The 26,053-nt window shown below is 63.6% G+C and carries 19 protein-coding genes, 4 tRNA genes and 2 rRNA genes; all 25 read right to left on the bottom strand.

What is annotated here, in order from left to right; genetic code table 11:
• Positions 1 to 6: 6 nt before the first annotated feature.
• A complete protein-coding gene (rpsG, locus tag AC3LB0_RS00125) occupies positions 7 to 474 on the bottom strand; it encodes a 30S ribosomal protein S7 (protein WP_488649161.1) in 468 nt (155 codons plus the stop codon).
• Between the two features lie 3 nt (positions 475 to 477).
• Positions 478 to 909 carry a 30S ribosomal protein S12 gene (rpsL, locus tag AC3LB0_RS00120; protein WP_488649027.1) on the bottom strand — a complete coding sequence of 144 codons (432 nt, stop codon included), beginning with the start codon at positions 907 to 909 and terminating at the stop codon, positions 478 to 480.
• A gap of 145 nt (positions 910 to 1,054) precedes the next feature.
• On the bottom strand, positions 1,055 to 5,557 hold the full coding sequence (rpoC, locus tag AC3LB0_RS00115) for a DNA-directed RNA polymerase subunit beta' (RefSeq protein WP_488649160.1): 4,503 nt from the start codon (positions 5,555 to 5,557) through the stop codon (positions 1,055 to 1,057).
• Between the two features lie 26 nt (positions 5,558 to 5,583).
• A complete protein-coding gene (gene rpoB / locus AC3LB0_RS00110; RefSeq protein ID WP_488649159.1) occupies positions 5,584 to 8,931 on the bottom strand; it encodes a DNA-directed RNA polymerase subunit beta in 3,348 nt (1,115 codons plus the stop codon).
• Positions 8,932 to 9,116: 185 nt separating this feature from the next.
• Positions 9,117 to 9,509, bottom strand: a complete 393-nt coding sequence (rplL, locus tag AC3LB0_RS00105) for a 50S ribosomal protein L7/L12 (protein WP_488649158.1) — start codon at positions 9,507 to 9,509, stop codon at positions 9,117 to 9,119.
• Between the two features lie 63 nt (positions 9,510 to 9,572).
• Entirely contained in the window at positions 9,573 to 10,100 is a 528-nt protein-coding gene (rplJ, locus tag AC3LB0_RS00100; protein ID WP_488649157.1) for a 50S ribosomal protein L10, read from the bottom strand.
• A 287-nt stretch (positions 10,101 to 10,387) separates the two neighbouring features.
• Positions 10,388 to 11,092 (bottom strand): 50S ribosomal protein L1, encoded by a 705-nt coding sequence (rplA, locus tag AC3LB0_RS00095; RefSeq protein WP_488649156.1) that lies wholly within the window; start codon positions 11,090 to 11,092, stop codon positions 10,388 to 10,390.
• A 62-nt stretch (positions 11,093 to 11,154) separates the two neighbouring features.
• Entirely contained in the window at positions 11,155 to 11,580 is a 426-nt protein-coding gene (gene rplK, locus AC3LB0_RS00090; protein WP_488649155.1) for a 50S ribosomal protein L11, read from the bottom strand.
• A 24-nt stretch (positions 11,581 to 11,604) separates the two neighbouring features.
• Positions 11,605 to 12,198: a transcription termination/antitermination protein NusG gene (gene nusG / locus AC3LB0_RS00085; protein WP_445844802.1), complete on the bottom strand. Its 594-nt coding sequence runs from the start codon at positions 12,196 to 12,198 to the stop codon at positions 11,605 to 11,607.
• A gap of 37 nt (positions 12,199 to 12,235) precedes the next feature.
• Entirely contained in the window at positions 12,236 to 12,421 is a 186-nt protein-coding gene (gene secE / locus AC3LB0_RS00080) for a preprotein translocase subunit SecE (protein WP_488649154.1), read from the bottom strand.
• A 54-nt stretch (positions 12,422 to 12,475) separates the two neighbouring features.
• Positions 12,476 to 12,551 (bottom strand) — tRNA-Trp (locus AC3LB0_RS00075).
• A gap of 23 nt (positions 12,552 to 12,574) precedes the next feature.
• Positions 12,575 to 12,739 (bottom strand): 50S ribosomal protein L33, encoded by a 165-nt coding sequence (gene rpmG, locus AC3LB0_RS00070; protein WP_445844801.1) that lies wholly within the window; start codon positions 12,737 to 12,739, stop codon positions 12,575 to 12,577.
• Between the two features lie 3 nt (positions 12,740 to 12,742).
• Positions 12,743 to 13,939: an elongation factor Tu gene (tuf, locus tag AC3LB0_RS00065; RefSeq protein WP_488649153.1), complete on the bottom strand. Its 1,197-nt coding sequence runs from the start codon at positions 13,937 to 13,939 to the stop codon at positions 12,743 to 12,745.
• Positions 13,940 to 14,020: 81 nt separating this feature from the next.
• A tRNA-Thr gene (locus AC3LB0_RS00060) sits at positions 14,021 to 14,096 on the bottom strand.
• Between the two features lie 44 nt (positions 14,097 to 14,140).
• A tRNA-Tyr gene (locus AC3LB0_RS00055) sits at positions 14,141 to 14,225 on the bottom strand.
• 13 nt (positions 14,226 to 14,238) lie between these two features.
• A tRNA-Thr gene (locus AC3LB0_RS00050) sits at positions 14,239 to 14,314 on the bottom strand.
• Between the two features lie 66 nt (positions 14,315 to 14,380).
• Positions 14,381 to 15,430 carry a 23S rRNA (guanosine(2251)-2'-O)-methyltransferase RlmB gene (gene rlmB, locus AC3LB0_RS00045; protein ID WP_488649152.1) on the bottom strand — a complete coding sequence of 350 codons (1,050 nt, stop codon included), beginning with the start codon at positions 15,428 to 15,430 and terminating at the stop codon, positions 14,381 to 14,383.
• On the bottom strand, positions 15,427 to 16,839 hold the full coding sequence (cysS, locus tag AC3LB0_RS00040; protein WP_488649151.1) for a cysteine--tRNA ligase: 1,413 nt from the start codon (positions 16,837 to 16,839) through the stop codon (positions 15,427 to 15,429). Before cysS ends, rlmB begins: the two co-directional genes overlap by 4 nt.
• The gene (gene ispF / locus AC3LB0_RS00035; protein ID WP_488649150.1) at positions 16,836 to 18,083 is read right to left on the bottom strand and encodes a 2-C-methyl-D-erythritol 2,4-cyclodiphosphate synthase; all 1,248 of its coding nucleotides are present in this window, start codon (positions 18,081 to 18,083) and stop codon (positions 16,836 to 16,838) included. The genes cysS and ispF overlap by 4 nt, the downstream gene beginning before the upstream one ends.
• Positions 18,076 to 19,470 carry a DNA repair protein RadA gene (radA, locus tag AC3LB0_RS00030; RefSeq protein WP_488649149.1) on the bottom strand — a complete coding sequence of 465 codons (1,395 nt, stop codon included), beginning with the start codon at positions 19,468 to 19,470 and terminating at the stop codon, positions 18,076 to 18,078. The genes ispF and radA overlap by 8 nt, the downstream gene beginning before the upstream one ends.
• 13 nt (positions 19,471 to 19,483) lie before the next feature.
• Complete coding sequence (locus AC3LB0_RS00025; protein WP_488649148.1) at positions 19,484 to 22,099, bottom strand: ATP-dependent Clp protease ATP-binding subunit; 2,616 nt, start codon at positions 22,097 to 22,099, stop codon at positions 19,484 to 19,486.
• 110 nt (positions 22,100 to 22,209) lie between these two features.
• Positions 22,210 to 23,997: a 30S ribosomal protein S1 gene (locus tag AC3LB0_RS00020; RefSeq protein ID WP_488649147.1), complete on the bottom strand. Its 1,788-nt coding sequence runs from the start codon at positions 23,995 to 23,997 to the stop codon at positions 22,210 to 22,212.
• 126 nt (positions 23,998 to 24,123) lie between these two features.
• Positions 24,124 to 24,819 carry a LysM peptidoglycan-binding domain-containing protein gene (locus AC3LB0_RS00015; protein ID WP_488649146.1) on the bottom strand — a complete coding sequence of 232 codons (696 nt, stop codon included), beginning with the start codon at positions 24,817 to 24,819 and terminating at the stop codon, positions 24,124 to 24,126.
• Positions 24,820 to 24,860: 41 nt separating this feature from the next.
• A 5S ribosomal RNA gene (rrf, locus tag AC3LB0_RS00010) occupies positions 24,861 to 24,977 on the bottom strand.
• Positions 24,978 to 25,080: 103 nt separating this feature from the next.
• Positions 25,081 to 26,053 (bottom strand): 23S ribosomal RNA (locus AC3LB0_RS00005); the annotation flags it as partial.

Here is a 26,053-nt window from a genome sequence, read left to right as displayed (position 1 = left end):
TCGCCCCTAGAACCGGAAGTGGCTGAAGGCCTTGTTCGCCTCCGCCATCTTGTGGGTCTCTTCGCGTCGCTTCACTGCGGCGCCGAGGTTGTTCGATGCATCGAGGAACTCAGCGGCGAGCTTGTCAGACATGCTCTTCCCGTTGCGCTTGCGTGCAGCCTGCACCAACCAGCGAACGCCGAGGCTCAAGCGGCGCTCGCCGCGAATCTCGACGGGGACCTGATAGGTGGCGCCACCAACGCGGCGCGGCTTCACTTCGATCAGTGGTGTTGCATTGCGCAGGGCGAGGTCGAGCACCTCAAGGCCTGGGCGGTTTGCCTGTGACTCAACACGTGCAAGCGCTTCGCGAAGGATGCGCTCTGCGAGTCCGCGCTTGCCGCCCAACATCACCTTGACCACAAAGCGGTCAACGGTTTTGTTCAGCGGAACAACTTCGTACTTAAGCTTGCGTGGGACCGTTGTACGACGTGGCATCGCTTACTTCTTCTTGGCGACGGCTTGTTCAGCCTTCGCGCCATACTTAGAACGGCTCTGCTTGCGATCCTTCACGCCGGCGGCATCGAGTGCGCCGCGAACGATGTGGTACTTGACCGAAGGAAGGTCCTTCACGCGGCCGCCACGAACGAGCACAACGCTGTGCTCCTGGAGGTTGTGGCCAATGCCTGGGATGTAGGCGGTGACTTCCATCTGGTTGGTGAGCTTCACGCGGGCGATCTTACGAAGAGCGGAGTTCGGCTTCTTCGGGGTCATGGTGCGCACGATCAAGCAGACACCACGCTTCATCGGGGCGCCCTCTGCGGACTCCTGACGCTGCTTAATGCCGTTCCAGTTCTTGCGGAACGCTGAAGCCTTGATCTTCGAGACCTTCGGCTTGCGACCCTTTCGAACGAGCTGACTAATCGTAGGCACGTTTTACGCGCGCTCCTTCTCTATTCGATTCCACTACTGGCGTGATGTCAGGGCGGAATTGCCCGTTGTGCACGGTCGCGGAGCGTAGCAGTCAAGCACGAAAGGTGTCAAAGCACCCCCCTTGCGGGACGGCTGAGATCCGCCGTTAGGCTCCCCCCTCGTCGCCCTTTGGGGCCTCGGCGGCGTCCGCCAAGAAGGGGTTTGCCTCGGTCTCGCCCTCGGCTGCCGGCTTCTCCTCGGTGAGGAGGGCCACCAGCTGGGAGACGTCGTCCTGGCTCGCTCCACCCTCTTCGGACTCGAGGAAGACGTTGAAGTCGTCCTTGCCGAAGTCGGTTGGCAGGTCGCCACCGGCCAGGGCGGCCGCAGCACGAAGCTTCTCGGCCTCCTTGCGGGCGGCAACCTTGTCTGGGGCACCAGTACCGGCTGGGATGAGCTTGCCGATGATGACGTTCTCCTTGAGCCCCACGAGGTAATCGCGGGCACCGGTGATCGCCGCCTCGGTGAGCACGCGGGTCGTCTCCTGGAAGGAGGCCGCCGCGAGGAAGCTCTCCGTGTTCAGGGAGGCCTTTGTTACACCCAGGAGCTGCGGGGCCGCGGTTGCCGGCTCGCCGCCCTCGGCGAGGACTCGGGCGTTCTCGCGCTCGAAGGCGAGACGGTCGGCGAGCTCCGTTGGGAGCATGTGCGTGTCGCCTGGGTTGTCGACCCGCACCTTGCGCAGGAGCTGGCGGACGATGATCTCGATGTGCTTGTCGGAGATTGTTACACCCTGGCTTCGGTAGACCTTCTGGACCTCCTTGACGAGGTAGTTCTGCACCTCGGCTCGGCCGCGAACCTCGAGGAGCTCCTGAGGGTCGAGCGGGCCATCGGTGAGCGGGTCGCCCGCGCGGACGCGGTCGCCGCTCTTCACCAAGAGCTTGGCGTTGTGCGGGATTGGGTACTTCGATGCCGGGACAACGTCTTCGGCGCGAATCACGAGGCCGTCCTTCGACTTGACGAGCAGGCCCTTCACCGGAGCGGTGAGGTCGCCCGTCGTTGCTGAGGTGCCGATGAGCTGGCCAGCCTCGACGAGGTCGCCCTCGCGTACGGTCAGTGCCCCATCGATCGGCAGGTCAAGTTCAATCTCGTACTTCTCGCTGTGGGTGACTTCAACGATCGTGCCCGCATCGCTGCGGATCACTTCGACGACGCCATCGATGCGGCTGATCTCGGCCTTACCCTTCGGCTTGCGTGCCTCAAAGAGCTCTTCGACGCGTGGCAGACCGGCGGTGATGTCGAGCCCGGCGACGCCGCCGGTATGGAAGGTACGCATCGTGAGCTGTGTGCCCGGCTCGCCGATCGACTGCGCCGCCATGATGCCGACCGACTCGCCCATCTCAATGAGCTTGCCCGTGGCAAGATTCCGGCCGTAGCAGGCCTGGCAGACGCCAGCAGGGGCGACACAGGAGAGTGGCGAGCGTACGGCTACAACATCAACCTTTGTGGCAGCGGCGATGCTCGCCGAATATGCCTCGTTGATCTCTTCGCCGCGCATGATGGAGTGACTTGCATCCAACTTGATCTCTTCCGCTGCAATGCGGCCGAGGAGTCGACGCGCGAATGTGCCACGCAGCTCCTTCATGTCGGGGTGGTCAGCGACGATTGGCCACTCGGTGCCCGTTACGTCGGCCGTATCGGCGAGTGTGATGTGCGTCGCCTCTGCAGTTCCACAATCCTCGATGCGCACGATGACATCCTGCGCCACGTCAACGAGACGGCGCGTGAGGTAGCCGGAGTCTGCGGTTCGGAGCGCCGTGTCGGCAAGACCCTTACGCGCACCGTGTGTGGAGATGAAGTACTCGAGCACCGTCATCCCCTCGCGGAAGTTTGACTTCACGGGAACGTCGATGATGCGACCCGATGGATCGGCCATGAGGCCGCGCATTGCGCCGAGCTGGCCGATGTTGCCCTTGTTTCCACGGGCACCGGAGTTCGTCATCATGAGGAGTGGATGGAACTGCGGATCGCGGCCGCCCTTCTTCGTGTTCAGCTCCTCCATCATGGCGGTGCCGATGTCGCCGGTGGCCTTCTGCCAGACGCGGATCACGTTCTTGTAACGCTCCTCGTCTGTGATGAGGCCCTGGGTGTACTGGTCACCAACCTTGGCGACATCCTTGTCGGCCTCGGCGATGATCGCCTTCTTCCCCTGTGCCATGGCAATGTCGAAGACGGAGATCGTCATACCGCCGCGGGTTGCCGCCTCAAAGCCGACGCGCTTGATGCCGTCGGCGAGGAGTGCGGTCTCGACCTTGCCGAGCAACTGGAACGAGCGGCTGATCAACTCGCGAAGATCGGTGCGCGCCAGCGAGCGGTTCACGAAACGAAGTCGGTCTGGAAGGATTTCGTTGAACTTCACGCGACCAATGGTGGTCTCGATGCGCTGCTCAACGAGCCCCTCGCTCTTCTCGTCCCACACCTTGGCAACCACGTCGATCGGTGCGTGGATGGCGATCTGACCGAGGTCATAGGCGAGGAGCGCTTCGGTCTCGTCGGAGAAGCGGCGTCGCGTGGCGCCGTCGGCTAAGGCCGTCTCCTGTGTGAGGTAGAAGCAGCCGAGCACGATGTCCTGGGTCGGCGAAACGATTGGTGTGCCGTCGGCTGGCGACAGAAGGTTGTTTGACGAGAGCATCAGCTCGCGTGCCTCCTGCTGCGCCGCCTCGGAGAGCGGCACGTGGACCGCCATCTGGTCGCCGTCGAAGTCGGCGTTGAACGCCGTGCAGACGAGCGGGTGGATGCGGATTGCGGAACCCTCGACGAGCACCGGCATGAATGCCTGGATGCCGAGTCGGTGCAGGGTTGGGGCACGGTTGAGCAGCACCGGGTGATCCTTGATCACGTTGGCGAGCACCTCCCACACCACGTCGGTGGCACGCTCGGTGAGGCGCTTGGCGCTCTTGATGTTGTGCGCATGGCCCAACTCAACAAGCTGGCGCATGACGAATGGCTTGAAGAGTTCGAGCGCCATCTTCTTTGGGATGCCGCACTGGTGCAGTTTCAGCTCTGGGCCAACCACGATGACGGAGCGGCCCGAATAATCGACGCGCTTGCCGAGAAGGTTCTGGCGGAATCGCCCCTGCTTCCCCTTGAGCATGTCGCTGAGCGACTTGAGTCGGTGATTGCCGGTGCCGGAGATGGCGCGCCCACGTCGGCCGTTGTCGATGAGGGCGTCGACCGCCTCCTGGAGCATGCGCTTCTCGTTGCGCACGATGATCTCAGGGGCGCCGAGCTCAATCAGGCGCTTGAGACGGTTATTGCGGTTGATGACGCGACGATAGAGGTCGTTCAGGTCGGAGGTGGCGAAACGGCCACCGTCGAGCTGCACCATTGGGCGCAGGTCTGGTGGGATCACCGGAAGCACCGACATGATCATCCACTCTGGTCGTGCCCCGGAGCGGCGGAAAGCCTCGAGGAGGCGGAGACGCTTGATCGCCTTCTTGCGGCGCATGCCAGCGGTGTTGCGCACCTCAACGGCGAGCTCCTTCGCTTCGGTATCAAGGTCCATGCGCTCAATGAGCTCTCGCACCGCCTCGGCACCCATGCCGGCGCGGAAGATGCGCGCGCCGCGTGGGCGCTCGCTGCCGAACTTGGCGTCAAGGGTACGGAAGCTGTCGAGCTCGTCCTCGCGGCCAATTTCTGGGAGCAACTGAAATGCCTTCAAGCTGAGCAGCGACTTCTTCTCCTTGGCGATCTCTTCCTTGCGGCTCTGTGCCGATGTCTTAGCGTTGGCGCGCAGTGCGCCGACTTCGCCCTCGGCGAGCGCCTTCAGGTCGGCCTTCTTCTGCTCCCCCTCCTTGGCGATCGACTCCTTGAGTGCGGTGAAGTTCTGCTCGTCGTCGATAGAGGCCTGGGTGAGCACGGCGCGTAGTCGCGCCTTTCCCTCTTTGCCGCCAAGTGCGCCATCGGCGACGATGATCTCTGCGGTGGTATCAAAGACGATGGCGCCGTCGGCCTTCTCTTCGCCGAGGTCGTTGATGGCGCGCTCGGTGACCTGTGCGGCCTCGCCCATCGCCTGGGCGCGCTCGGCGCGGTCAGATTCAACCTGCTCAAGTCGGGCACGAACTTCACGCTCGAGCTCGGTGAGCTGGCGCTTCAGTCGTGCATTGATCTCGCTCTCCTCTTCGGCCGTTGCGCCACCGCCACGTCCGGCGAGTTCGTCGTCGAGACCCTTCAGGGCCTCCTTGCGGGCATCCTCGTCAACGCTGGTGACGATGTACTGCGCGAAGTAGAGAACCTTCTCGAGGTTGCGTGGCGAGATCTCCAGGAGGGTGGCCAAGCGGCTCGGGGTCCCCTTGAAGTACCAGATGTGCGAGACCGGGCTCGCCAATTGAATGTGGCCCATGCGCTCGCGGCGCACCTTGCTGCGTGTGACTTCAACGCCGCACTTATCGCAGATGATGCCCTTATAGCGAATGCGCTTGTACTTACCGCAGTAGCACTCCCAGTCGCGCGTTGGCCCGAAGATGCGCTCGTCGAAGAGGCCGTCCTTCTCTGGCTTCAGCGTGCGGTAGTTGATCGTCTCGGGCTTCGTGACCTCGCCCTTCGACCAGCCGCGAATCTGCTCAGGGCTCGCCAGCGCTACGCGGATCGAATCAAAATTGTTTACTTCAATCATGGTCTCTCCTCGCCCCTACGCCGCGCTCAATTGTCTTCGAAGCCAGAGAGGTTGATCCCGAGGTTCGGCGTGGCATAGCCAGCCGGATCCTCGAGCAAATCAATGGTCCCATCGTCTTTATTCAAGATGTCGACATTGATGCCAAGGCTCTGGAACTCCTTCACGAGAACCTTGAACGACTCAGGCACACCTGGCGCCTGAATGCGCTCGCCCTTGACGATCGCCTCGTATGCCTGCACGCGGCCGACAACGTCGTCGGACTTCACCGTGAGAATTTCCTGCAGAATGTTTGCGGCGCCATAGGCATAGAGAGCCCAGACCTCCATCTCGCCGAAACGCTGGCCGCCAAACTGGGCCTTGCCGCCGAGTGGCTGCTGTGTAATCAAGCTGTATGGGCCGGTTGAGCGCGCGTGGATCTTGTCCTCAACAAGGTGGTGCAGCTTGAGCATGTAGGTCACGCCCACCGTAATCGGGCGATCGAACTCCTTGCCACTCTTACCGTCACGCAACGTGATCTTGCCGTCAGTTGGCAGGCCTGCAGCCTGAAGCTCGGCGATGATGTTATCCTCGGTGGCGCCGTCGAAGACTGGGGTCGCCCCCTTCAGGTTCTGCTTCGCGAGCGCCCAGCCAAGATGCGTCTCGAGGAGCTGGCCGATGTTCATGCGGCTCGGCACGCCGAGCGGGTTGAGGATGATGTCGACGGGGGTGCCGTCCGGCAGATAGGGCATGTCTTCGACCGGCAGGATGCGCGAAACGACGCCCTTGTTGCCGTGTCGACCGGCCATCTTGTCGCCGACCGAGATCTTGCGCTTCTGCGCAATAGAGACGCGCACCAACTGGTTCACGCCTGGGGCCAGGTCAACCTCTTGACGATTAAACTCGCGCACTTCCACAACGGTGCCGCGCTCGCCGTGAGGGAGTCGCAGCGAGGAGTCCTTCACCTCGCGCGCCTTCTCGCCGAAGATCGCGCGGAGGAGTCGCTCTTCAGCGGTGACTTCGGTCTCACCCTTCGGCGTGATCTTGCCGACCAGGATGTCGCCAGGGCGCACATCGGCGCCCACACTGATGATGCCGCGCTCGTCGAGGCTCGCGAGGAGCTCCTCAGGAACATTGGCGATGTCGCGCGTGATCTCTTCTGGCCCGAGCTTGGTGTCGCGCGCCTCGATCTCGTGCTTCTCAATGTGGATTGAGGTGAATACGTCCTCGCGCACGAGTCGCTCGCTGATGATGATGGCGTCCTCGTAGTTCGCCCCCTCCCACGACATGTACGCAACGACGATGTTCTGGCCGAGGGCGAGTTCGCCCCCTTCGGTCGACATGGAGTCGGCGATCACCTGGCCGGGAGTCACTCGGTCGCCAACCTCAACGGCTGGGCGGTGGTTCAAGCAGGTCCCTTGGTTCGATCGCACGAACTTCAGGAGTGGGTAGTGATCAATGTCCTTCTTGTTTGCAGCGTCGTCTGGCTCAACCACGATCAGGTCGGCGGCAACGGATGTGACAACGCCTGGGCGGCGCGCGATGACCACCTGGCCGGAGTCGCGCGCGGCGCGACCCTCAACACCGGTGCCAACAACTGGAGCATGTGGCTGTAGGAGCGGAACCGCCTGACGCATCATGTTCGAACCCATTAGGGCGCGGTTTGCGTCGTCATGCTCAAGGAACGGAATGAGCGCGGTGGCTACTGAAACCACCTGCTTTGGCGATACGTCCATGAAGTCGACGCGGGTCGGCTCAACAAGCTCGAAGCCATCGCCCTTACGGCAGTAGATGCGCTCGCCAACGAGGTGGGAGTTGCTATCGAGTTCGGCGTTTGCCTGGGCGATCGCGTAGCGCTCCTCTTCGTCGGCGGCGAGATAGATGACGTCGGTCGTGACGCGACCCTCCTTGACGCGGCGATACGGCGACTCAATGAAGCCGAGCTCGTTGACCCGGCCGAAGGTTGCGAGCGATCCGATCAGGCCGATGTTCGGGCCTTCTGGAGTCTCAATTGGGCAGATGCGGCCGTAGTGGCTGTGGTGGACGTCGCGAACGTCGAAGCCGGCGCGCTCTCGCGAGAGTCCGCCTGGCCCGAGGGCCGAGAGGCGTCGCTTACTGGTGAGTTCGGCGAGTGGGTTCGTCTGATCCATGAACTGGCTCAACTGCGAGCCGCCGAAGAACTCCTTCATTGCGGCCACAACTGGGCGCACGTTGACGAGGGCGCTTGGCGTTGCCTTGTCGTCTTCCTGAATGGTCATGCGCTCCTTGATGACGCGCTCCATGCGCAGGAGGCCGACGCGGAAGGCGTTCATGATCAACTCGCCGTTGGCGCGCACGCGGCGGTTACCAAGGTGGTCGGTAACGTCACGATGTGCGCCACCCTCGTTCGCCAGGATCAGGTGGCCAACAATTGCTGCGAGGTCTTCGCGCGTGAGCGTGCGCACCTCTGGGCCTGGAAGCTCGATGCCCATGCGCTCTGCTGTCTCGCTGAGGCGCTGGGTGAACTTGTAGCGACCGACGCGACCCAAGTCATAGCGCCGACCATTGAAGAAGAGGTTCTCGACGAGTGATCGTGCGTTGTCGCCCGTTGGTGGATCGCCAGGTCGCAGTCGCTTGTACACCTCAACGAGTGCCTCGCTGCGCGTTGCGGTGCCATCCTTCTCGAGCGTGTTTGCAAGATACGGATGCTCAGGATTGCTTGTTAGTCGCGAGAAGAGCCCGGCGATCTCATCGTTGGTCTCGTAGCCAACGGCGCGAAGCAGCGACGTGGCAGCAATCTTGCGCTTGCGATCAACCTTGACGTAGAGCTGATCCTTGCCGCTCGTCTCAAACTCGAGCCATGCGCCGCGGTTCGGAATAACCTTCGCCGACCAGAGACCGCGACCCGAAACAGGATCTACGGTGTCGGTGTAGAAGACGCCAGGCGAGCGCACGAGCTGCGATACAACAACGCGCTCTGCGCCGTTGATGATGAACGTGCCCTGTGTGGTCATCCATGGGAAGTCGCCCATGTAGATCTGCTGACGACGGATCTCACCGGTCTCAAGAACCTTCAGCTCCGCATTCACCATCAGTGGGCGAGCGTACGTGAGGTCCTTTGCGCGGGCGTCATCTTCGGTGACCTTCTCATCCTTGAACTCGTAATCGAGGAAGTTCAGCTCCAAGCGCTTGCCGGTGAAGTCACGGATTGGGCTGATCTCTTCAAGGAGTTCGGCGAGGAAGGTCTTTGTCCCCTTTGGCAGCGGTGACGCGCCAGGGATCCACTCAGGGCCGACAAATGCGGCGAATGAGTTGGTCTGCAGATCGATAAGATTTGGAATTTCGAGGATCTCAGGGATGCGCGAATAGAACTTGCGGCCTCCGGTGGCGCTGGCGCTAGCGGCGGTGCGAGTCGGCATGCGGCAGCTCCTTCGTCGATCCTGGACGCTCGGCGATATTGACGCTGTTAAGTGGTCGCCCGAGGGCGAAAGGAAATACTAGACCCCAGAGCCAAACCTGGCAAGCGGGGCACCCTGGAGCCCCTCCCGGGAGCGGGTGGCGCTCCCCCCGCCCCAAGCTGGGGCGGGGGGTATTCGCCGGATTGTTACTTGATCTCGACCTTGGCGCCAACCTCGGCGAGCGCGGCGACGATCTTCTCGGCGTCGGCCTGGGAGATCCCCTCCTTGACCGGCTTTGGAGCGGCGTCCACCAGGTCCTTCGCCTCCTTGAGGCCGAGACCGGTGAGCTCACGCACCACCTTGATGACCTGGATCTTGTTCGCGCCGACCTCTGTAAGGACGGCCGAGACGGAGTCGCTGCCTGCTGCGGCGTCTCCACCTGCTGCGGCGCCACCGGCGGCTGGAGCGGCGGCAACGGCGACTGGAGCGGCGGCGCTAACGCCGAACTTCTCCTCGAACGCCTTCACGAACTCGGAAAGCTCTAGGACGGTCATCTCGCTGACGGCCTCGAGCAGCTGATCGGTAGTGAGCTTCGACATGGTTCTCTCCTTCTTCAGCCCAAGCGGGCTGTATTGTTACAAAATGGACCGGACTACCGGCGGTTAGGCCCCTTCGGACTCGCGCTTCGTCTTCAGCCCACCGAGGGCGTAGCCCAGCTTCTGCAGCGGAGCGTTGAAGAGGATAGCGAGCTTCTGGACCGGTGCCTGGAATGCCCCAGCCACCGTGGCCAAGAGCACTTCGCGGCTTGGGAGCTTCGAGAGCGCCGTCAACTGGGCGAGGTCGAGAATCGACGTCCCCAGGATGGCCCCCCTGACCTCAGCGGATGGGTAGGCCTTCAGGGCCGCCAGTACCGTCTTGGCCAGAACCGCCTCATCCCCAGTGCCGAAGGCAATTGCCGTCGGCCCTACGAGCTGTGACGGAAGGGTGGCGTTCCCCGCCTCGCTTGCGGCGACACGCATCAGGCGGTTCTTCACCACCCGGTACGTGATCCCCAACGGCCGAAGCGTGTTACGGATGGCGGCGAAATCCGACACCGTAAGTCCTCGGTACGAGGTAAGGATGAGCCCGCGGCTCTTCGACAGCTCATTCGCGAGCGAATCGATCGTGCTGCGCTTCTTCTGCGTTGGCACGGTTCCTCCTTCTCTGGACGCACAGGCCGGTGCGTCTCGGCGGATGCAGCTGGCACCCCTGCAACTCTTCGCGTCACAGGGGGTCGCGCGTTCCGCGAGAAACCCTCTGCCTCAGCATGCCCACTCGTTGGTCGACCTTGCGGTTGACCTCTGAGTGGCTTAAGTCCCCTGCCTCACGGCGGGGGTCACAGGCCCTCTTCGGCGAATCGTCGTATTTCGTCTCCCGAGCGTCTCCACTCGGGCGCTTCTGTTTCGGTCGGCCAACCGGCCCGACGCGGATGGGGAGTCTACCCCGCGACCGCCAGTAGTGCTGGCACGTCAACGGCAACACCAGGCCCCATGGAGGCTGAGATGCTGACGCCCTTGATGAAGGTGCCCTTGAGCCCCGTTGGCTTGGAGCGGTTCACCGCGTCAAGCAGGGTCGCCAGGTTTCCGACTATCTGCGCTTCGGTGAAGCTCGCCTTGGCGAAGCCGAGGTGGATGATCGCGGCCTTATCGACCTTGAACTCCACGCGGCCCGACTTCAACTCAGCGATGGTGCGCTCGAGGTCGTTGGTAATCGTGCCAGCCTTCGGGTTCGGCATCAGGCCCTTGCGGCCGAGCACCTTACCGAGCTTACCGACCTGACCCATCATGTCTGGCGTAGCAATAGCAACGTCGAAGTCGATCCAGCCACCGTCAACCTTGGCGATTAGATCGGCAGCGCCGACCTCATCTGCGCCGGCCTTGGTCGCCTCGTTCGCCTTCTCGCCCTGGGCGAAGACGGCGATGCGCACGCGCTTACCAGTGCCGTGCGGGAGGCCGATGGTGCCACGCACCATCTCATCGGACTGTCGTGGGTCGACGCCGAGGCGAATGTGTACCTCGATCGTCTGGTCAAACTTCGCGGTCGCGGTCTTCTTCACCAGGGCAGCGGCCTCGGTTGGCTCGTACTGCTTCTCTGGATCAACCAGCTTTGCCGCTTCGATGTAACGCTTACCGTGCTTTGCCATCGTGTTTCCTCCTTGTCGGCCGTTCGTCGGCCTCCCCCTTCACCGCGGGGTTGCGGCGATCGTCAGGCGACGACCTCTACTCCCATTGACTTTGCTGATCCTTCAATCATCTTGCAGGCCGCCTCAATCGTTGGGGCGTTGAGGTCCGTCATCTTCTTGGTTGCAATCTCTTGCACCTGTGCGCGCGTGATCTTGCCAACGTTGCCGGCCTTGTGATCGCCAGCACCCTTCTCAATGCCCGCCGCCTTGCGGATCATGTCCGCAGCCGGTGGCGTCTTAAGAACGAAGGTGAACGAACGATCCTCAAAGATCGTAATAACGGCAGGAATAACCTCGCCCTTGCGGTCGGCGGTCTTCTCGTTATACGACTTCGTGAACTCGACGATGTTGATGCCGTGAGGCCCGAGGGCCGTGCCGACAGGTGGCGCTGGAGTTGCCCCGCCCGCGGGGAGCTGCAGCGTGACGGTTGCGCGAATCTTCTGTGCCATGGTGCGCTCCTCTCTACTCTCGGATTACAGCTTCGATACTTGGAGCAGGTCGAGTTCCACAGGCGTTTCGCGCCCGAAGATCGAGACCAACACCTTGACCTTGCTTCGCTCTGGGTCGATATCCTCGACCGTGCCAACGAAGTCTGAGAATGGGCCGTCGTTCACGCGGACCGACTGACCCTTGACGAAGGCAACCTTGACCGTTGGCGCCTGACCGACGCCGAGCTGTCGCAGGATCTGCTTCACCTCAGTCTCGGTGAGCGGCACTGGGTCGGCCTTCATGCCTGGGATTGCGGAACCGCCGACAAAGCTTGTGACGCCCGGCGTGTTGCGCACGACGTACCAGCTCTCCGGCTCCATGATCATGTCGACGAGCACGTAGCCCGGATAGATCTTCTTCTGCACGGTCGTACGAACGCCGCTGCGAATGACGATCTCGTCTTCCATCGGCACAACGACCTGGAAGATGCGGTCCGACATATCCATCGACTCAATGCGGTGCTCGAGGTTCGCCTTCACCTTGTTCTCAAATCCTGAGTAGGTGTGGATGGCGTACCAGTGTCGCTTCGCCGTTGGCGCCGGCTTCTCAGCGGCGGCGCTTCCGGTCTCGGGGCTCAGTGCATCAGTCACAGGTTTCTCCTCGTCGTCCAGATACTCAGGCGGGGTTGATCAGCTTGAGGACTTCGGTAAAGAGCAGGTCCCAGAAGGCGATGTAGAAGCCCACGACCAGCGAGGCGATGAAGACGAGCACGGTAAGCACGCGGACCTGTGCGCTCGTTGGCCATGCCACCTTGCGCAGTTCCGAGATCGCCTCCGAGAAGAACTTTCGGATTCGCTTCACGCTCGTTTGCTCCTTCGCTTCACTTCACTCCCTCTGCGGCCGTAGCCGAGAGGCTGGCAGGGGCGGCCGGACTCGAACCGACAACAACCGGTTTTGGAGACCGGGACTCTACCAATTGAGCTACGCCCCTACTGATGACTCCTTGCTCCTAACCTACTTCGTCTCGCGATGCATGCGCTGCACGCGACATCGCGGGCAGTACTTCATCAACTCGAGACGATTCGGGTCATTGCGCTTGTTCTTACGCGTCGTGTACGTGCGCTCCTTGCACTCCGTGCACGCGAGTTGCAGCGTCGGTCGGTTCTCTGCCTTCGCCATCTGCTACTCGGTGATCTTCGTGATCGAGCCGGCGCCAACGGTGCGGCCGCCTTCGCGAATCGCGAAGCGCTGACCAACCTCGATGGCGATCGGGGTGATGAGCTCAACCGTCATCTCGACGTTGTCGCCCGGCATGATCATCTCGGCGCCCGCTGGGAGGCCGATCGAGCCGGTGACGTCGGTCGTGCGCAGGTAGAACTGCGGACGGTAGCCGTTGTAGAACGGCGTGTGACGGCCGCCCTCGTCCTTGGTGAGGACGTAGACCTCGGCGTTGAACTTGGTGTGCGGGGTCAGGGAGCCCGACTTGGCCAAGACCTGGCCGCGCTGGATCTCCTCGCGCTCGATGCCGCGGAGCAGGAGCCCCGTGTTATCGCCGGCACGACCCTCGTCCAAGAGCTTCTTGAACATCTCGACGCCGGTGACGACGATCTTGCGGGTGGCGGTAATGCCGACCAGCTCGACCTCGTCGCCGACCTTGACGATGCCGCGCTCGATGCGGCCCGTGGCGACGGTGCCGCGACCCTTGATGCCGAAGACGTCTTCGACCGGCATCAGGAACGGCTTATCGATCTCGCGGACCGGCGTTGGGATGTACGAGTCGACCGCATCCATCAGCGCCTGGATCGGCGCGTAGGCTGGGTTGCTGGCATCGTCTGGGGCCTCGATGGCCTTCAGTGCGGAGCCGCGCACGACCGGAATCTTGTCGCCGGGGAAGTCGTACTTGCTGAGGAGCTCGCGCACCTCGAGCTCGACGAGATCCAAGAGCTCCGGGTCATCGACCATGTCGCACTTGTTGAGGAAGACGACGATGAACGGCACATCGACCTGCTTGGCGAGCAGGACGTGCTCCTTCGTCTGGGGCATCGGGCCGTCGGTGGCGGCGACCACGAGGATGCCGCCGTCCATCTGGGCCGCGCCGGTGATCATGTTCTTGATGTAGTCGGCGTGCCCTGGGCAGTCGACGTGCGCATAGTGTCGCGCCTCGGTCTCGTACTCGACGTGCGAGATCGCGATCGTGATGCCGCGCTCGCGCTCTTCTGGGGCGTTGTCGATCGAGTCGAAGGCGCGATACTCCGCGCTCCCCTTCAGGGCGAGGTACTTCGAGATCGCGGCGGTCAGGCTCGTCTTGCCGTGGTCGATGTGCCCGATCGTGCCGATATTGACGTGCGGCTTGGACCGCTCGAACTTTGCCTTTGCCATCTCGATTCTCTCTCCGATTTCTTACTACCGTCACTTGTTAATAGCGTTGACGGTTACCGCTTTTTTACTCCCACCCGAAGGTGGAGCCCACGACCGGACTTGAACCGGTGACCTCGTCATTACCAATGACGTGCTCTACCAACTGAGCTACGTGGGCCAGTCCTATTTCCGATCCTGTTGCTTCTCTTTTTGCTCCAGTTCTGGTGGGCAGGAAGGGAATCGAACCCCCACAGTCGAAGACGGCTGATCTACAGTCAGCGGAGCTCACCACCTGCTCAACCTACCCTTGTGTCCAGTGCTGGAGCCGACAACGGGACTCGAACCCGGAACCTACGGTTTACAAAACCGTTGCTCTACCAATTGAGCTATGTCGGCGCCCACGTCGGGATACCTTGCGGTCCGTCGGTGAGGCGTGATCATAGCCCCCTACGGGCGTGGGGGTCAACCGCCTACGTGCGGAAGATCGTCAATTTCAGGGGCGGCTGGCGCTTCGGTGTCGGCTGAGACTGGCGCGACAGGCTCGCTTGGCGCGACCAGCGGGGCCTCAGGGGCTGGCACAGGCTGTGCCGCTGCTGGGCGTTGACCGAGCGCCTCGAAGAGCAGGATGGAGCCGGCCACCGCGGCGTTCAGGCTGGCGACCTTGCCAGCCATGGGGATGCGGACGAAGAGGTCGACCCGCCGACGCACGGCGGGCGAAAGCCCCCGCCCCTCGGCCCCAATCACGATGCAGAGTGGCCCGCGCAGGGCCGCCTCGCGATACCCCTGGGCCGCCTCGGCCTCGGCGCCGACCACCCGAATGCCCCGCAGGCGCAGGGCGGTGAGCTCGTCGGCGAGGTTCTCGACGCGGGCGACCAGCAGGTGCTCGACCGCTCCGGCGCTGGCCTTAATGGCGGCTGGCGAGAGGGGGGCGGCCCCCTTGCTGCCGATCAGGAGGCCATGCACCCCCACCGCCTCGGCGCTCCGGATCAGGCTGCCGAAGTTCTGGGGGTCCTCTACCCCGTCGAGGGCGAGGAGGAATGGGGGCTCCCCGCGCGCCACGGCGCGGGCGAGGAGGTCCTCGGGGGCGGCCTCGGGGCGCCGCTTCACGACCAGGGCGACCCCCTGGTGTCCATCGAACCCTGACAGCTGGCCGATAAGGGCACCCTCGACCTCAATAATCGGGATGCGCAGGGCGGTGGCGTGCAGGACCATCTGCTGCAGGGCGTCACGTCGCTGCGGCACCACCAGGAGGCGAACCGCCTCACGGCGGGCGGCGAACGCCTCCTCTACCGGCCGACGCCCAGCGACGACCTCGTGCTCAGGGCCGACCATGCCCGCAACCTGGAGGGAGATAGCGCGTCGCGATGCCCACTGCCGGGCACCACCTGCACTAAAGGTTGGGCGCGCCATGCCAGGGCGTGGTCCGACCGGTCCACCGGGACCACCTGGTCGCGGACCGCCGGGGCGGAATCCAGCAGGGCGTGGTGGTCGCGGTCGCTGGTCGTCGTTCATGCCTGCGGCCCAGCCAGTCGCCAACGCTGCCCATCGCGACCGTCATCAATCAGCACGCCGAGGCTCGCCAACTCGTCGCGCAGTGCGTCGGAGCGCGCCCAATCCTTGGCGGCGCGTGCGGCGATGCGCTCCGCAAGCAGCGCCTCGGCACCCGCTGGGAGCACCGCGCGATCTGGCAGCACGGCCAGCACAGCGTTGATCTTCTCGAGAACGGCGATCAGCGACTGCGCGCCTGCGCCGCTGCAGTTGGCGTCGAGGAGGCGATTCCCGTCGCGCACTAGATCAAAGAGCGTTGCGAGGGCTTCGGGGACGGCAAGGTCGTCATCCATCGCAGCGGCGAACCTGCTCCAGCTCGTATCGGCGAGTGTCGCTGCACGCTGGTCGGCGTCCGCATCACCGGTTGTGATCGCGCTACGTGTGGTCAGTGCGGCGACGAAGGCATCGATGCGCGCGATGGCCGATGCGGCTGCGGTGAGCGAGTCGTCGTTGTAGTTGAGATTCGTGCGGTAGTGCGCGGAGATCAGCGCGAGGCGCAGGGCGCGAGGCTCCGCGCCGCCAGCGAGTAGATCGCTCACACGCGAGATGTTCCCGAGCGACTTCGACATCTTGTCGCCCGAGACGTGCAAGTGTGCGCAGTGCATCCAAGTGCCGACGAATGGCTTCCCCGTCGCCGCCTCAGACTGCGCGATCTCGTCTTCATGATGCGGGAAGATGAGGTCGATGCCACCAGTGTGTAGATCGAACGACTCGCCGAGGTAGCGCATGCTCATCGCCGAGCACTCGAGGTGCCATCCCGGTCGCCCTGCGCCGAGCGGTCCGTCCCACGATGGCTCGCCAGGCTTCGCCGCCTTCCACAAGACAAAGTCGCGCACGTCGTCCTTGCTGTACTCGTCGGCCTCCACGCGCTCGCCGACGCGCATCGCTTCGGGATCAAGGCGCGCGAGGCGTCCGTACGCGGGCCATGAGGAGATCTTGAAGAAGATCGATCCGTCCTCCGTGCGATAGGCGTGCCCCTTGTCGAGGAGCTGCTGCACGAGGGCGATCTGCTCAGGAATGTGCTCCGTCGCGCGGGGCATCTCGTCGGGAATCACCATGCGCAGCGCCGTCATGTCGGCGCGGAAGACCGCCTCCCAGCGATCGGTGAGCGCGCGAATCTCTACGCCCTCTGCCGCTGCGGTGCGGATGATCTTGTCGTCGATGTCGGTCAGGTTCACCACCCATCGCACCGTGCGGCCACTCGCTCGGAGCCAACGCACCAGCGTGTCGGCGAAGAGGAAGCTGCGGAAGTTGCCGATATGGGCCGGACCATAAATCGTCGGTCCGCAGGAATACACGCCGACCTGTTTTGGGTCGACGGGCGTGAAGGGTCGGGTCTCCCCGCTCAGCGTGTCGCGGAACTGCAGGCTCACTCCGAGGTACCCCTTCGCTGCGCTACAAGGATGGCGGCGCAGCGAATCGCCTTGCCGGCACCCTCGTCGCCGACCAGATTACCGCTCGAAGCCTTGGCGCTGACCCGATCGACGGGAATGCCAAGAAGGCCGGCGACATTCGCACCGATCTCGTCGAGGTACGGCGCAAGTTTTGGGGCGCTGGCGGTGATCAGCAGATCGACCCAGAGCGGCTGCACGCCGACGGCGGCGGCACGCTCAACGCTCTCGGCGAGAAGGGCTCCACTCGCAATCCCCTTCGGCGTCGCACCTGTTGCGGGGAAGAGCCGCCCCAGGTCGCCGAGTCCTGCGGCGCCGATGAGGGCATCTGCCACGGCATGGAGCACCACATCGCCATCGGAGTGCCCGACCAGCGCAGGGCTCTCGGGGAAGGCACGGCCGCCGAGATGCAGCGTGCCACTCGTACCAACTGGATGTGCATCATCCCCCCATCCAACGCGAATGCGGCTCCCTGGGAGCGAGGAGAGGATCTCGCTAAAGGAGACCGTCGGGTCCGACGGTCGCAGCATCGCCCCAACAGAGAGGATGTCATCAGGCTCGGTCAACTTGCGTAGGCGTGCCGAGCCTTGCACCAGCTCAACGGCGACGCCGATCGATTCAAGAACACTCGTGTCGTCGGTTGCCGCAGTGTCGCTGGCAAGCGCGGTGGCAAAAGCGGGGACGTGTTGCGCGGCGATCCCTTGCGGTGTTTGCGCCGAGACAACGCTAGCGCGATCAACGCTCCCTGAGCTGTGTGCTGTTGAAGCACCTGTGGCGTTTGGTGCGACGCGCTTCAGCGTGTCGGCGATCGGCATGACCGGCGCTGCCGCTCCGTGCTGCAGGGCGGCAGCCACCACGCGAAGCGTGACGTCGGCATCAACGCCAGGGCGTGCGGCATCATGAATCAGTAGAACTGCACCCGCCTCGCCTGGGGCACGCTCCAACGCGTGCAGGCCAGCAGCGACCGATGCGGACCGCGTCTCGCCACCGGGAACAACGGCAACGACAGCCGTTGGGATCCACGGGAGTGCGGCGTAATTGGCGACACGATCCTGCGCGGTGACCACAACGATGCGCCGAACGCCAGTGGTTGCTGCGAACGACTCGAGCGACCAGCGCAGCGCCGGTTTGCCGGCAATGGGGATGAGTGACTTGTCGACGCCGCCCATGCGGAGGCCAGAGCCTGCCGCTACGACAATGACATCAAACGTTGGGCCGCTACTCACCGAGCGCCTCGGTGATCGCTTCACGTAAGGTGCGCACGGCAATGACCTTCATCCCCTCGGGCATCGGCTCGCTCGCGGCGCCACGTCGCGGGGCAGGAACGATCGCCGTGGTGAATCCGTGGCGCGCAGCCTCACGAAGTCGTCGAGCGAGACCAGAGACGGGGCGGAGCTCACCGAGGAGTCCGACCTCACCGACAGCGACGAGCGCGCGACTGATTGGGCGGTCGCTCTGCGATGAGGCGAGCGCGAGGGCGAGCGGCAGATCGAGGGCGGGCTCGTCAAGAACAATGCCGCCGACCAGGTTGGCGTAAATATCGCGGTCGCTCAACGCAATCCCTGCGCGACGCGCGAGCACGGCACACAAGAGAGAGAGGCGCGCGGTATCGAGCCCGCGACCGGTGCGGCGTGGTGTGCCGAATGCCGTTCCAGCAACTAGCGCCTGCACCTCAACCAACATGGGGCGACTCCCCTCCAGGAGTGGGGCAACGACCGCCCCTGGCGCACGCTCATCGCGATCATCAATAAAGGCGCGCCCTGGGTCATCGATACCGGCGAGGCCCTTCTCGCCCATCTCAAGCAACCCGAGCTCATCGGTAGAGCCGAAGCGATTCTTTGCGGCACGCAGGGTGCGCAGGGTGCCGTGGCGGTCGCCATCAAGCATGATCACCGCGTCAACAAGATGTTCGAGCGTCTTTGGCCCGGCGATGCTCCCCTCTTTCGTGACGTGGCCGACAAGGATCACTGCGGCCCCAGTCGCTCGCGCAACGCTGGCGAGTACCTCCGCGCTGCCGCGGACCTGGCCCACGCTTCCTGCTGGCCCTTCGAGCTCAGCGAGCGTTGCGGTTTGAATAGAGTCGACGATCAGGAGTGTCGGGCGGTCGCGATGCGCCGCCTCGGCAATTGCGCCGACTTCGCTCTCGGCGAGAATCTCTACGGTGTCGGCTGCAACGGTCGCCATAAGGCCGAGGCGTTCGGCGCGATCGGCAATCTGCGCCGCCGACTCTTCGCCCGACGCATAGAGGACGCGCCCGCCGGCGAGTGCGATGCCCGCAGCGGCCTGCAGCAAGAGCGTGCTCTTGCCGATCCCCGGTTCACCGCCGAGCAAGATGATGGAGCCAGGCACGGCGCCACCACCGAGGACGCGATCAAGCTCTGGAACGCCGAGCGGGAGGCGCGGTGCGCGATCCGCGCTGGCCGCTCGAAGTGGCTGTGGCTGCACGGGGGCGGCAGCAGTCCGCCCGCCGGCGGCACGAACACGCGCAGAGGGTCGATCTCGCACGGTCTCCACCAGAGAGTTCCAGGAGCCGCAGCTACGGCAGGGATTCTCGAGGGCGGGTGCCTCAAAGGCACAGGTTTGACAGAGCCAGACGCTCTTGCTCTTCGCCATGCGGCGAACGGACCTAGTCGACTGCGCCGACCGGCTCAGCCGGCACAGCGGCGGGCGAAGCTACCCCCTCTTCGCGAATCATCACCGCGATCGCGCCGTCAACAAGATCCACCACATACGATGCGCCGGCTAGATCCGCCCCTTGTAGGAGGCGCTCGGCGAGTGGATCTTCGATGAGCGACTGGATCGTCCGGCGCAGCGGACGTGCGCCATACGAGACGTCGTACCCAACCTTGATGAGGTGATCCTTCGCCGCGTCGGTGATGACAAGGTCGTGCCCCTGCGTGCGCAGCTGCCCCACCACCCGCTTCACGAGCAGGTCAACGATGCGACGCATCTCCTCTTGGCTGAGCGGTCGGAAGACGATGCGGGAGTCGACGCGATTGAGGAACTCTGGGCGGAACGCCTTCTTCAGCTCCTCATCGACCTTCTCGCTAATCAGCGTGTACTCGTCGGCAGCGCGGGCCGCCTCGCCCTCGCCGCGCGAGCGGAAGCCGAGCGACGACGGGGTCTGGATCTGTCGAGCCCCGAGATTCGAGGTCATGATCAAGATGACGTTGCGGAAGTCCACGCGTCGCCCCTTCGCGTCGGTGAGCTGCCCGTCCTCCAGGATCTGAAGCAAGATGTTGAAGACCTCGCTGTGCGCCTTCTCGATCTCATCAAGAAGCACGACGGAGTATGGGCGACGTCGAATTGCCTCGGTGAGCTGCCCACCATCGTCAAAGCCCACGTAGCCTGGAGGCGCCCCAACGAGGCGGCTGGTGTTGTGGCGCTCCATGAATTCGCTCATGTCGATCTTGACCAGCGCATCTTCTGTGCCAAACATGAACTCGGCGAGCGCCTTCGCGAGTTCGGTCTTTCCGACGCCGGTTGGCCCAAGGAAGAGGAAGCTGCCGATTGGGCGCTTCGGATCCTTCAGCCCAGCACGGGCGCGTCGCACGGCGCGGCTCAGCGTTGTGATCGCCTGCTCCTGCCCTACGACACGAGCGCCCAGCGTCTCCTCCATCTTCAGGAGTCGTACAGTTTCGGCTTCAGCCAAGCGCATCACTGGGATGCCGGTCCACATAGAGACGACAGCGGCCACCTCCTCTTCGGTGACCACGGGCCGCGTGTCTTCGCGCGACTCAGGTGCAGCTGGGGCGGCAATCGCAAGTGGCGCATCAGGCGCGACCGCAGGCGCGGCGGCGGGTGCCGTTGATCCTGGTGCTGGCGGAAGGTTCAGGCTCAGGCGCCAGGCGCGATCGAGCTCTTCAATGCGGCTCTTCAGTCCTTCGCCCTGGTTGCGCAGTGCGAGGGCGCGATCAAAGGCGCCAGCGGCTTCGGCGTCGCGCTGATCTCGCTCTACGGCGTCCGCCTCGCGGCGCGCCGAACGCAAGTCTGCAGGCGGCGATGAGTGTCGCAACATCACGCGGCTTGAGGCTTCATCAATCACATCAATCGCCTTATCTGGCAGCTGTCGATCGCTGATGTAGCGAACGGAGAGCTCCACGGCCGAGGCGAGTGCCTCGTCAGAGATGCGGACCTTATGGTGCGCCTCGTATCGCGGGCGTAGCCCCTTCAGGATCTCAATCGTCTCATCGGCCGAAGGCTCGGCCACCAACACCTTCGCGAAGCGGCGCTCAAGCGCTGGGTCCTTCTCGATGTGCTTGCGATACTCATCAAGGGTGGTTGCGCCGATGCACTGGATCTCGCCGCGAGCGAGTGGCGGCTTCAAAATGTTTGCGGCATCAATCGCGCCCTCGGCAGCGCCCGCGCCGACCAGCGTGTGCAGCTCGTCAACGAAGAGGATCGCGTCGCGCGAGGCGCGCAGCTCTTCGAGCACCTTCTTCAGTCGCTCCTCGAACTCGCCGCGGTACTTTGTGCCGGCAACAAGTGAGCCCATATCAAGGGTGACGACGCGCTTGTCGAGCAGCGGCGCAGGAACATCGCCCTTAACGATGCGCTGGGCGAGCCCCTCGGCGATCGCCGTCTTGCCGACGCCCGGCTCGCCGATGAGTGCTGGGTTGTTCTTGGTGCGGCGCGCCAGCACCTGAATGACGCGCTCAATCTCGCGCTCGCGCCCGATGACCGGATCGAGGCGACCGGAGCGCGCCGCTTCGGTGAGGTCGATGCCGAGGGCGTCGAGGGTTGGGGTCTTTGAGCCGCTGCGGCGCTCGGTCGGCTGGGCGGTCGGCGTCGATGACTGGCTGAGGACGCGCACCACCTCGTGGCGCACCTTCTCGAGGCTCACCCCGAGCGACTCCAGCACGCCGGAGGCGATCCCGCCCTCTTCGCGAACGAGGCCGAGCAGGAGGTGCTCAGTGCCGATGTAGTTGTGGCCCAAGCGTCGTGCCTCATCGATGGCGAGCTCGATCACCTTCTTGGCGCGGGGCGTGAGACCGATCTCGCCAACGACGGGGCGTTCGCCACGCCCGATGATGAACTCAACCGCCTGGCGGACCTTGGCCAGCTCTACGTTGAGGTTCTCGAGGACTTTCGCCGCAACGCCCTCGCCCTCGCGGACAAGGCCGAGCAGCAGGTGCTCTGTGCCGATGTAGTTGTGGTTGAAGCGCTGAGCCTCGTCTTGGGCGAGCGTCAACACCTTGCGGGCGCGGTCCGTGAAGCGATCGAAGCGGTCAGCCGTGGCCATGCGCTCCTCCGATCCCCGCTGCCAGGCGTTTGTCGCCAGCTAACTTCGCGGACCGTAAGTCTACCACTCCGCTCCGTCGCTTCACGAGGGGGCCAAGCGCCCCCGCGGGGCTAGGCCTGATCGGCGGGGGCCTCTGGGGCGGCTTCGGCAGGGGCCTCTGGGGCGACATCGGCGGGGGCCTCTGGGGCGGCTTCGGCAGGGGACTCTACAGCAACCTCGGCAGCGGCCTCTGGGGCGGCTTCGGCGAGGGCCTCTTCAATGGCCTCCGACGCGCTCTCGCCGTCATCGGCCCTCTTCGGGGCACGCTTCTTCTTCGTCTCGCCGTCGCTCCCTGCAGCGTCATCGGCCGTCTCGGCGATCTTCTCGCGGATGCCAGCAAAGGCTGCGGCGAGCGTGGTGTCAATGCCACCCTCTGGCTCCTGCACAGCGTCATCCATGGAGAAGCTTCGCTCTGGTCGAGCTCGACGCGTCTCGCGCTTCGGCTCGGCGGCTGGCGTTTCGCGCACTGGAGCCTCTTCCGCCTGCTTGAGGCTGAGGCCGAGGCGGTGACGCTCTGAGTCGAGGCTGATCACCTTGAGCTTCAGGGTCTGCTCGTCCTTCACCACGTCGCCCGGATGGGTGACGCGATTGTGTGAGAGCTCGCTGATGTGGATGAGTCCCTCGAGACCGTCGCGCACGCGCACGAAGGCACCGAAGTTCACCAGCTTGGTGATAGTTCCCTCAACGAAATCGCCAATCTTGATGTCGGCGATTGCGGCGTTCCATGGGTCTGGCTGCAACTTGCGGATCGAGAGGCTAATGCGCCCGCGCTCCGTGTTGATGTCGATGACTTCGGCATCAACCGAGTCACCAACGTTGTAGCCGGCTTCTGGATTCGCGACCTTCGACCAGCTGATCTCACTCTTATGAATGAGGCCGTCGATGCCGCCGAGGTCAACGAAGAGTCCGAATGGCGCGATCGAGCGCACCACACCGGCTACGCGCTGGCCAACCGAAAGGGTGCTGAAGAGTTCGTCGCGCTTACCGCGGCGCTCCTCATAGTGCGCAACCTTCTCGGAGAGGATCAGGCGGTTCCCCTTGCGGTTCACCTCCAAGATCTTCATGCGCAGCTTGCGGCCAACATACGGCTGTAGCTTCTCGGCAATCTCCTGAATGGCGTCACGCGGTGCGTCGCCAGCTGGGCGGCGCGGGAAGTCGACGATCTGGCTGATCGGCACGAAGCCGCGAATGCCACAGTCAACAATGAGTCCGCCCTTGTTGTGATCGATAACGGCGGCCTCGATGATGGTGCCTGCGTCGAGCTGCTCCTGCATCGTGCGCCACTTGCGCTCCATGCCGGCGCGGCGGATTGAGAGCACAACGTGCCCATCTTCCGACTCTGGCTGCATGACGTAGACGAGTACGGTGTCGCCGACGGTGAGGGCTGGGCCCTCTTCGCCGTTACGGCCGTGAAGTTCGCGACTCGAAACAACACCTTCACTCTTCGCGCCAATGTCAACGAGGACCTCGTCCTTATCGACGCGGACAACGATGCCGTCGAGGACGTCGCCCTGCTTCAGATTCTTGATTGGCATACCTGCACCGGCAAGCAACTCTTCCATGGTGGTTGGCTCAGGGCCGGTCCACACACGTGGCGTTGGCGCAGCGGCTGGCGCTGCGACTGGTGCCTCGGTAGCTACTGGTGCTTCGGTAGCTACTGGTGCCTCGGTAGCTACTGGTGCCGATTCGGCAGGTGCGACATCAGCGAGGTCGACCACAGGGGCCTCCGTCGAATCTGCTGCCTTCACCTTGACGCTCTTCGGCTTTGCAGGGGCTTTCGCCTTGCGGACTGGAGCAACTGCTCCAGCGTCGGCACCCGCCTCGATATCGGCGGCGCCAGGGGTAAGTTCTTCGTTCAAGTTTGTAGTTCTCCTTACGACGTATTCGCGCTCAGGAGGTGACGCCGCCAGCGGAAGCAGGTGGCGCAACCTCGCGATCGCGTTCGGCGAGCCTACCACAGCCCCCCCCCACACTCGACTTGGCGCCTATGGGAGCTTGAGCACCTGCCCGGGCGAGATCGTATAGGCCGGCCCTGCAATGTTGTTGAGGGCGGCGATCTCCTTATAGCCCTCTGGGCCCAACCCGAGCGACATCGCGATGTCATAGAGCGTGTCACCCGACCGCACCAGATACGTCTTTGGTGCCGCGGCACTCGCCGAAGGGGATGGGGACGGAGATGGGCTCGACGACTCGCTTGGTGATGGGCTCGGGGAGGGCGACTCGCTTGGGCTCGCCGTTGGGGTGGCCTCGACCGAGGGGGTTGGCGTGGCGTCGCTCGGCGCGGTGAGCGACCCAATGACGGAGGTCAGGATTGGGCCGACAACGCCAGCCACGGGGCCGCTTGCGACGGTGATGACGCCAGCCAGCACGAACACGAGCAGCACGCGGAGCCACGGCGAACCGTTCGATGGGCGCGGCAGTGCGGCGTTGGTGATGACTGCAGCGTCGCCAATCGGCTGGCGCGGGGCGAGGCTTGGGGCGAGGGCGCCGAGCTGCGCCTCACGCGCCTGGCGAATCTGGCAAGCGCCGCCCACGATGCAGCGCTCAGCACGAATAGCCTTGGCTAACTCGGGGCGCGCGGGTTCAGCGCCGCAGCGGCTGAGGGTGCGAGATGGTGCAAGGGTGATCGCTCCGCGTGGGTCGAGGAGCCAGGGGCAGGGAGTTGCGTTCACAGGTTCCACGTTCGCAGGATAGCCGACGAAACCCCCCAGGACGCCAAAGAGCCCGGCGACGACCTATTTTGCCGAGGAGCTGCCCCCTCAGTATTTTCGGCGCTGGAGAGCTTGACTTCCGTGTTCGGGATGGGAACGGGTATGGCCTCTCCGCAAATGTCACCGGGCTCCGCTTGGCGAAGTCCGAATCCATGACTGAAAACATCGAGAAGTTATCTGTTTCATCGGGGGTGTATCCAAAACGACCACGGGCGCCGAAGAGGCGTCGTGGAGGTCAAGCCCTCGACCGTTAGTAGCGCTTTGCTGCAGCCATCACTGGCCTTCCACATGCGCCCTATCAAACAGGTAGTCTCCCTGCGGTCTTACCCGGTTAACCCGGTGGGGAACCTCATCTTAGGGCGAGCTTCGCGCTTATATGCTTTCAGCGCTTATCCCTGCCGAGCTTAGCTACCCTGCGATGCCCTTGGAAGGACAACAGGCACACCATAGGCTCGTCCACTCCGGTCCTCTCGTACTAGGAGCAGCTCCCTTCAAGTTCCCTTCGCGCACGCTGGATAGAGACCGAACTGTCTCACGACGTTCTGAACCCAGCTCACGTACCGCTTTAATTGGCGAACAGCCAAACCCTTGGGACGTACTTCCGCCCCAGGATGCGACGAGCCGACATCGAGGTGCCAAACGGTGCCGTCGATATGAACTCTTGGGCACCATCAGCCTGTTATCCCCGGGGTAGCTTTTATCCGTTGAGTGATAACCCTTCCACTCGGAGTTATCAGATCACTAAGCCCTGCTTTCGCACCTGCTCGACTTGTAGGTCTCGCAGTCAAGCCCTCTTATGCCTTTGCACTCTATGGCTGATTTCCATCCAGCCTGAGAGGACCTTTGGGCGCCTCCGTTACTCTTTAGGAGGCGACCGCCCCAGTCAAACTACCCGCCTGACACTGTTCCCCGGCCGGATAACGGCACGGGGTTAGAAACGAAACACAACAAGGGTGGTATTTCAACGACGGCTCCACCGAGGCTAGCGCCCCAGTTTCAAAGCCTCCCACCTATCCTACACAGGTCGAGCCTCAATTCAATATCAGGGTGTAGTAAAGCTCCACGGGGTCTTTTTGCCCCAGCGCGCGTAACCAGCATCTTCACTGGTATTTCAATTTCGCCGGATCCCTCGTTGAGACAGTGCCCAGATCGTTACGCCATTCGTGCGGGTCGGAACTTACCCGACAAGGAATTTCGCTACCTT

The sequence above is a fragment of the Candidatus Limnocylindrus sp. genome (assembly GCF_040397235.1).
Lineage (GTDB): Bacteria > Chloroflexota > Limnocylindria > Limnocylindrales > Limnocylindraceae > Limnocylindrus.
Note: the sequence above shows the minus strand (reverse complement) of the source record. Positions and strands in the feature narration are given on the sequence as shown.

What these genes read in the sequence shown, in the direction of transcription:
- rplL (WP_488649158.1), bottom strand. Translation starts at nt 9,509, where the DNA reads ATGTCGAAGCTCACTACCGATCAGCTGCTCGAGGCCGTCAGCGAGATG.
- rpoC (WP_488649160.1), bottom strand. Translation starts at nt 5,557, where the DNA reads ATGATTGAAGTAAACAATTTTGATTCGATCCGCGTAGCGCTGGCGAGC.
- tuf (WP_488649153.1), bottom strand. Translation starts at nt 13,939, where the DNA reads ATGGCAAAGGCAAAGTTCGAGCGGTCCAAGCCGCACGTCAATATCGGC.
- rpsG (WP_488649161.1), bottom strand. Translation starts at nt 474, where the DNA reads ATGCCACGTCGTACAACGGTCCCACGCAAGCTTAAGTACGAAGTTGTT.
- rplA (WP_488649156.1), bottom strand. Translation starts at nt 11,092, where the DNA reads ATGGCAAAGCACGGTAAGCGTTACATCGAAGCGGCAAAGCTGGTTGAT.
- rpmG (WP_445844801.1), bottom strand. Translation starts at nt 12,739, where the DNA reads ATGGCGAAGGCAGAGAACCGACCGACGCTGCAACTCGCGTGCACGGAG.
- rplK (WP_488649155.1), bottom strand. Translation starts at nt 11,580, where the DNA reads ATGGCACAGAAGATTCGCGCAACCGTCACGCTGCAGCTCCCCGCGGGC.
- rpoB (WP_488649159.1), bottom strand. Translation starts at nt 8,931, where the DNA reads ATGCCGACTCGCACCGCCGCTAGCGCCAGCGCCACCGGAGGCCGCAAG.
- AC3LB0_RS00025 (WP_488649148.1), bottom strand. Translation starts at nt 22,099, where the DNA reads ATGGCCACGGCTGACCGCTTCGATCGCTTCACGGACCGCGCCCGCAAG.
- radA (WP_488649149.1), bottom strand. Translation starts at nt 19,470, where the DNA reads ATGGCGAAGAGCAAGAGCGTCTGGCTCTGTCAAACCTGTGCCTTTGAG.
- rlmB (WP_488649152.1), bottom strand. Translation starts at nt 15,430, where the DNA reads ATGAACGACGACCAGCGACCGCGACCACCACGCCCTGCTGGATTCCGC.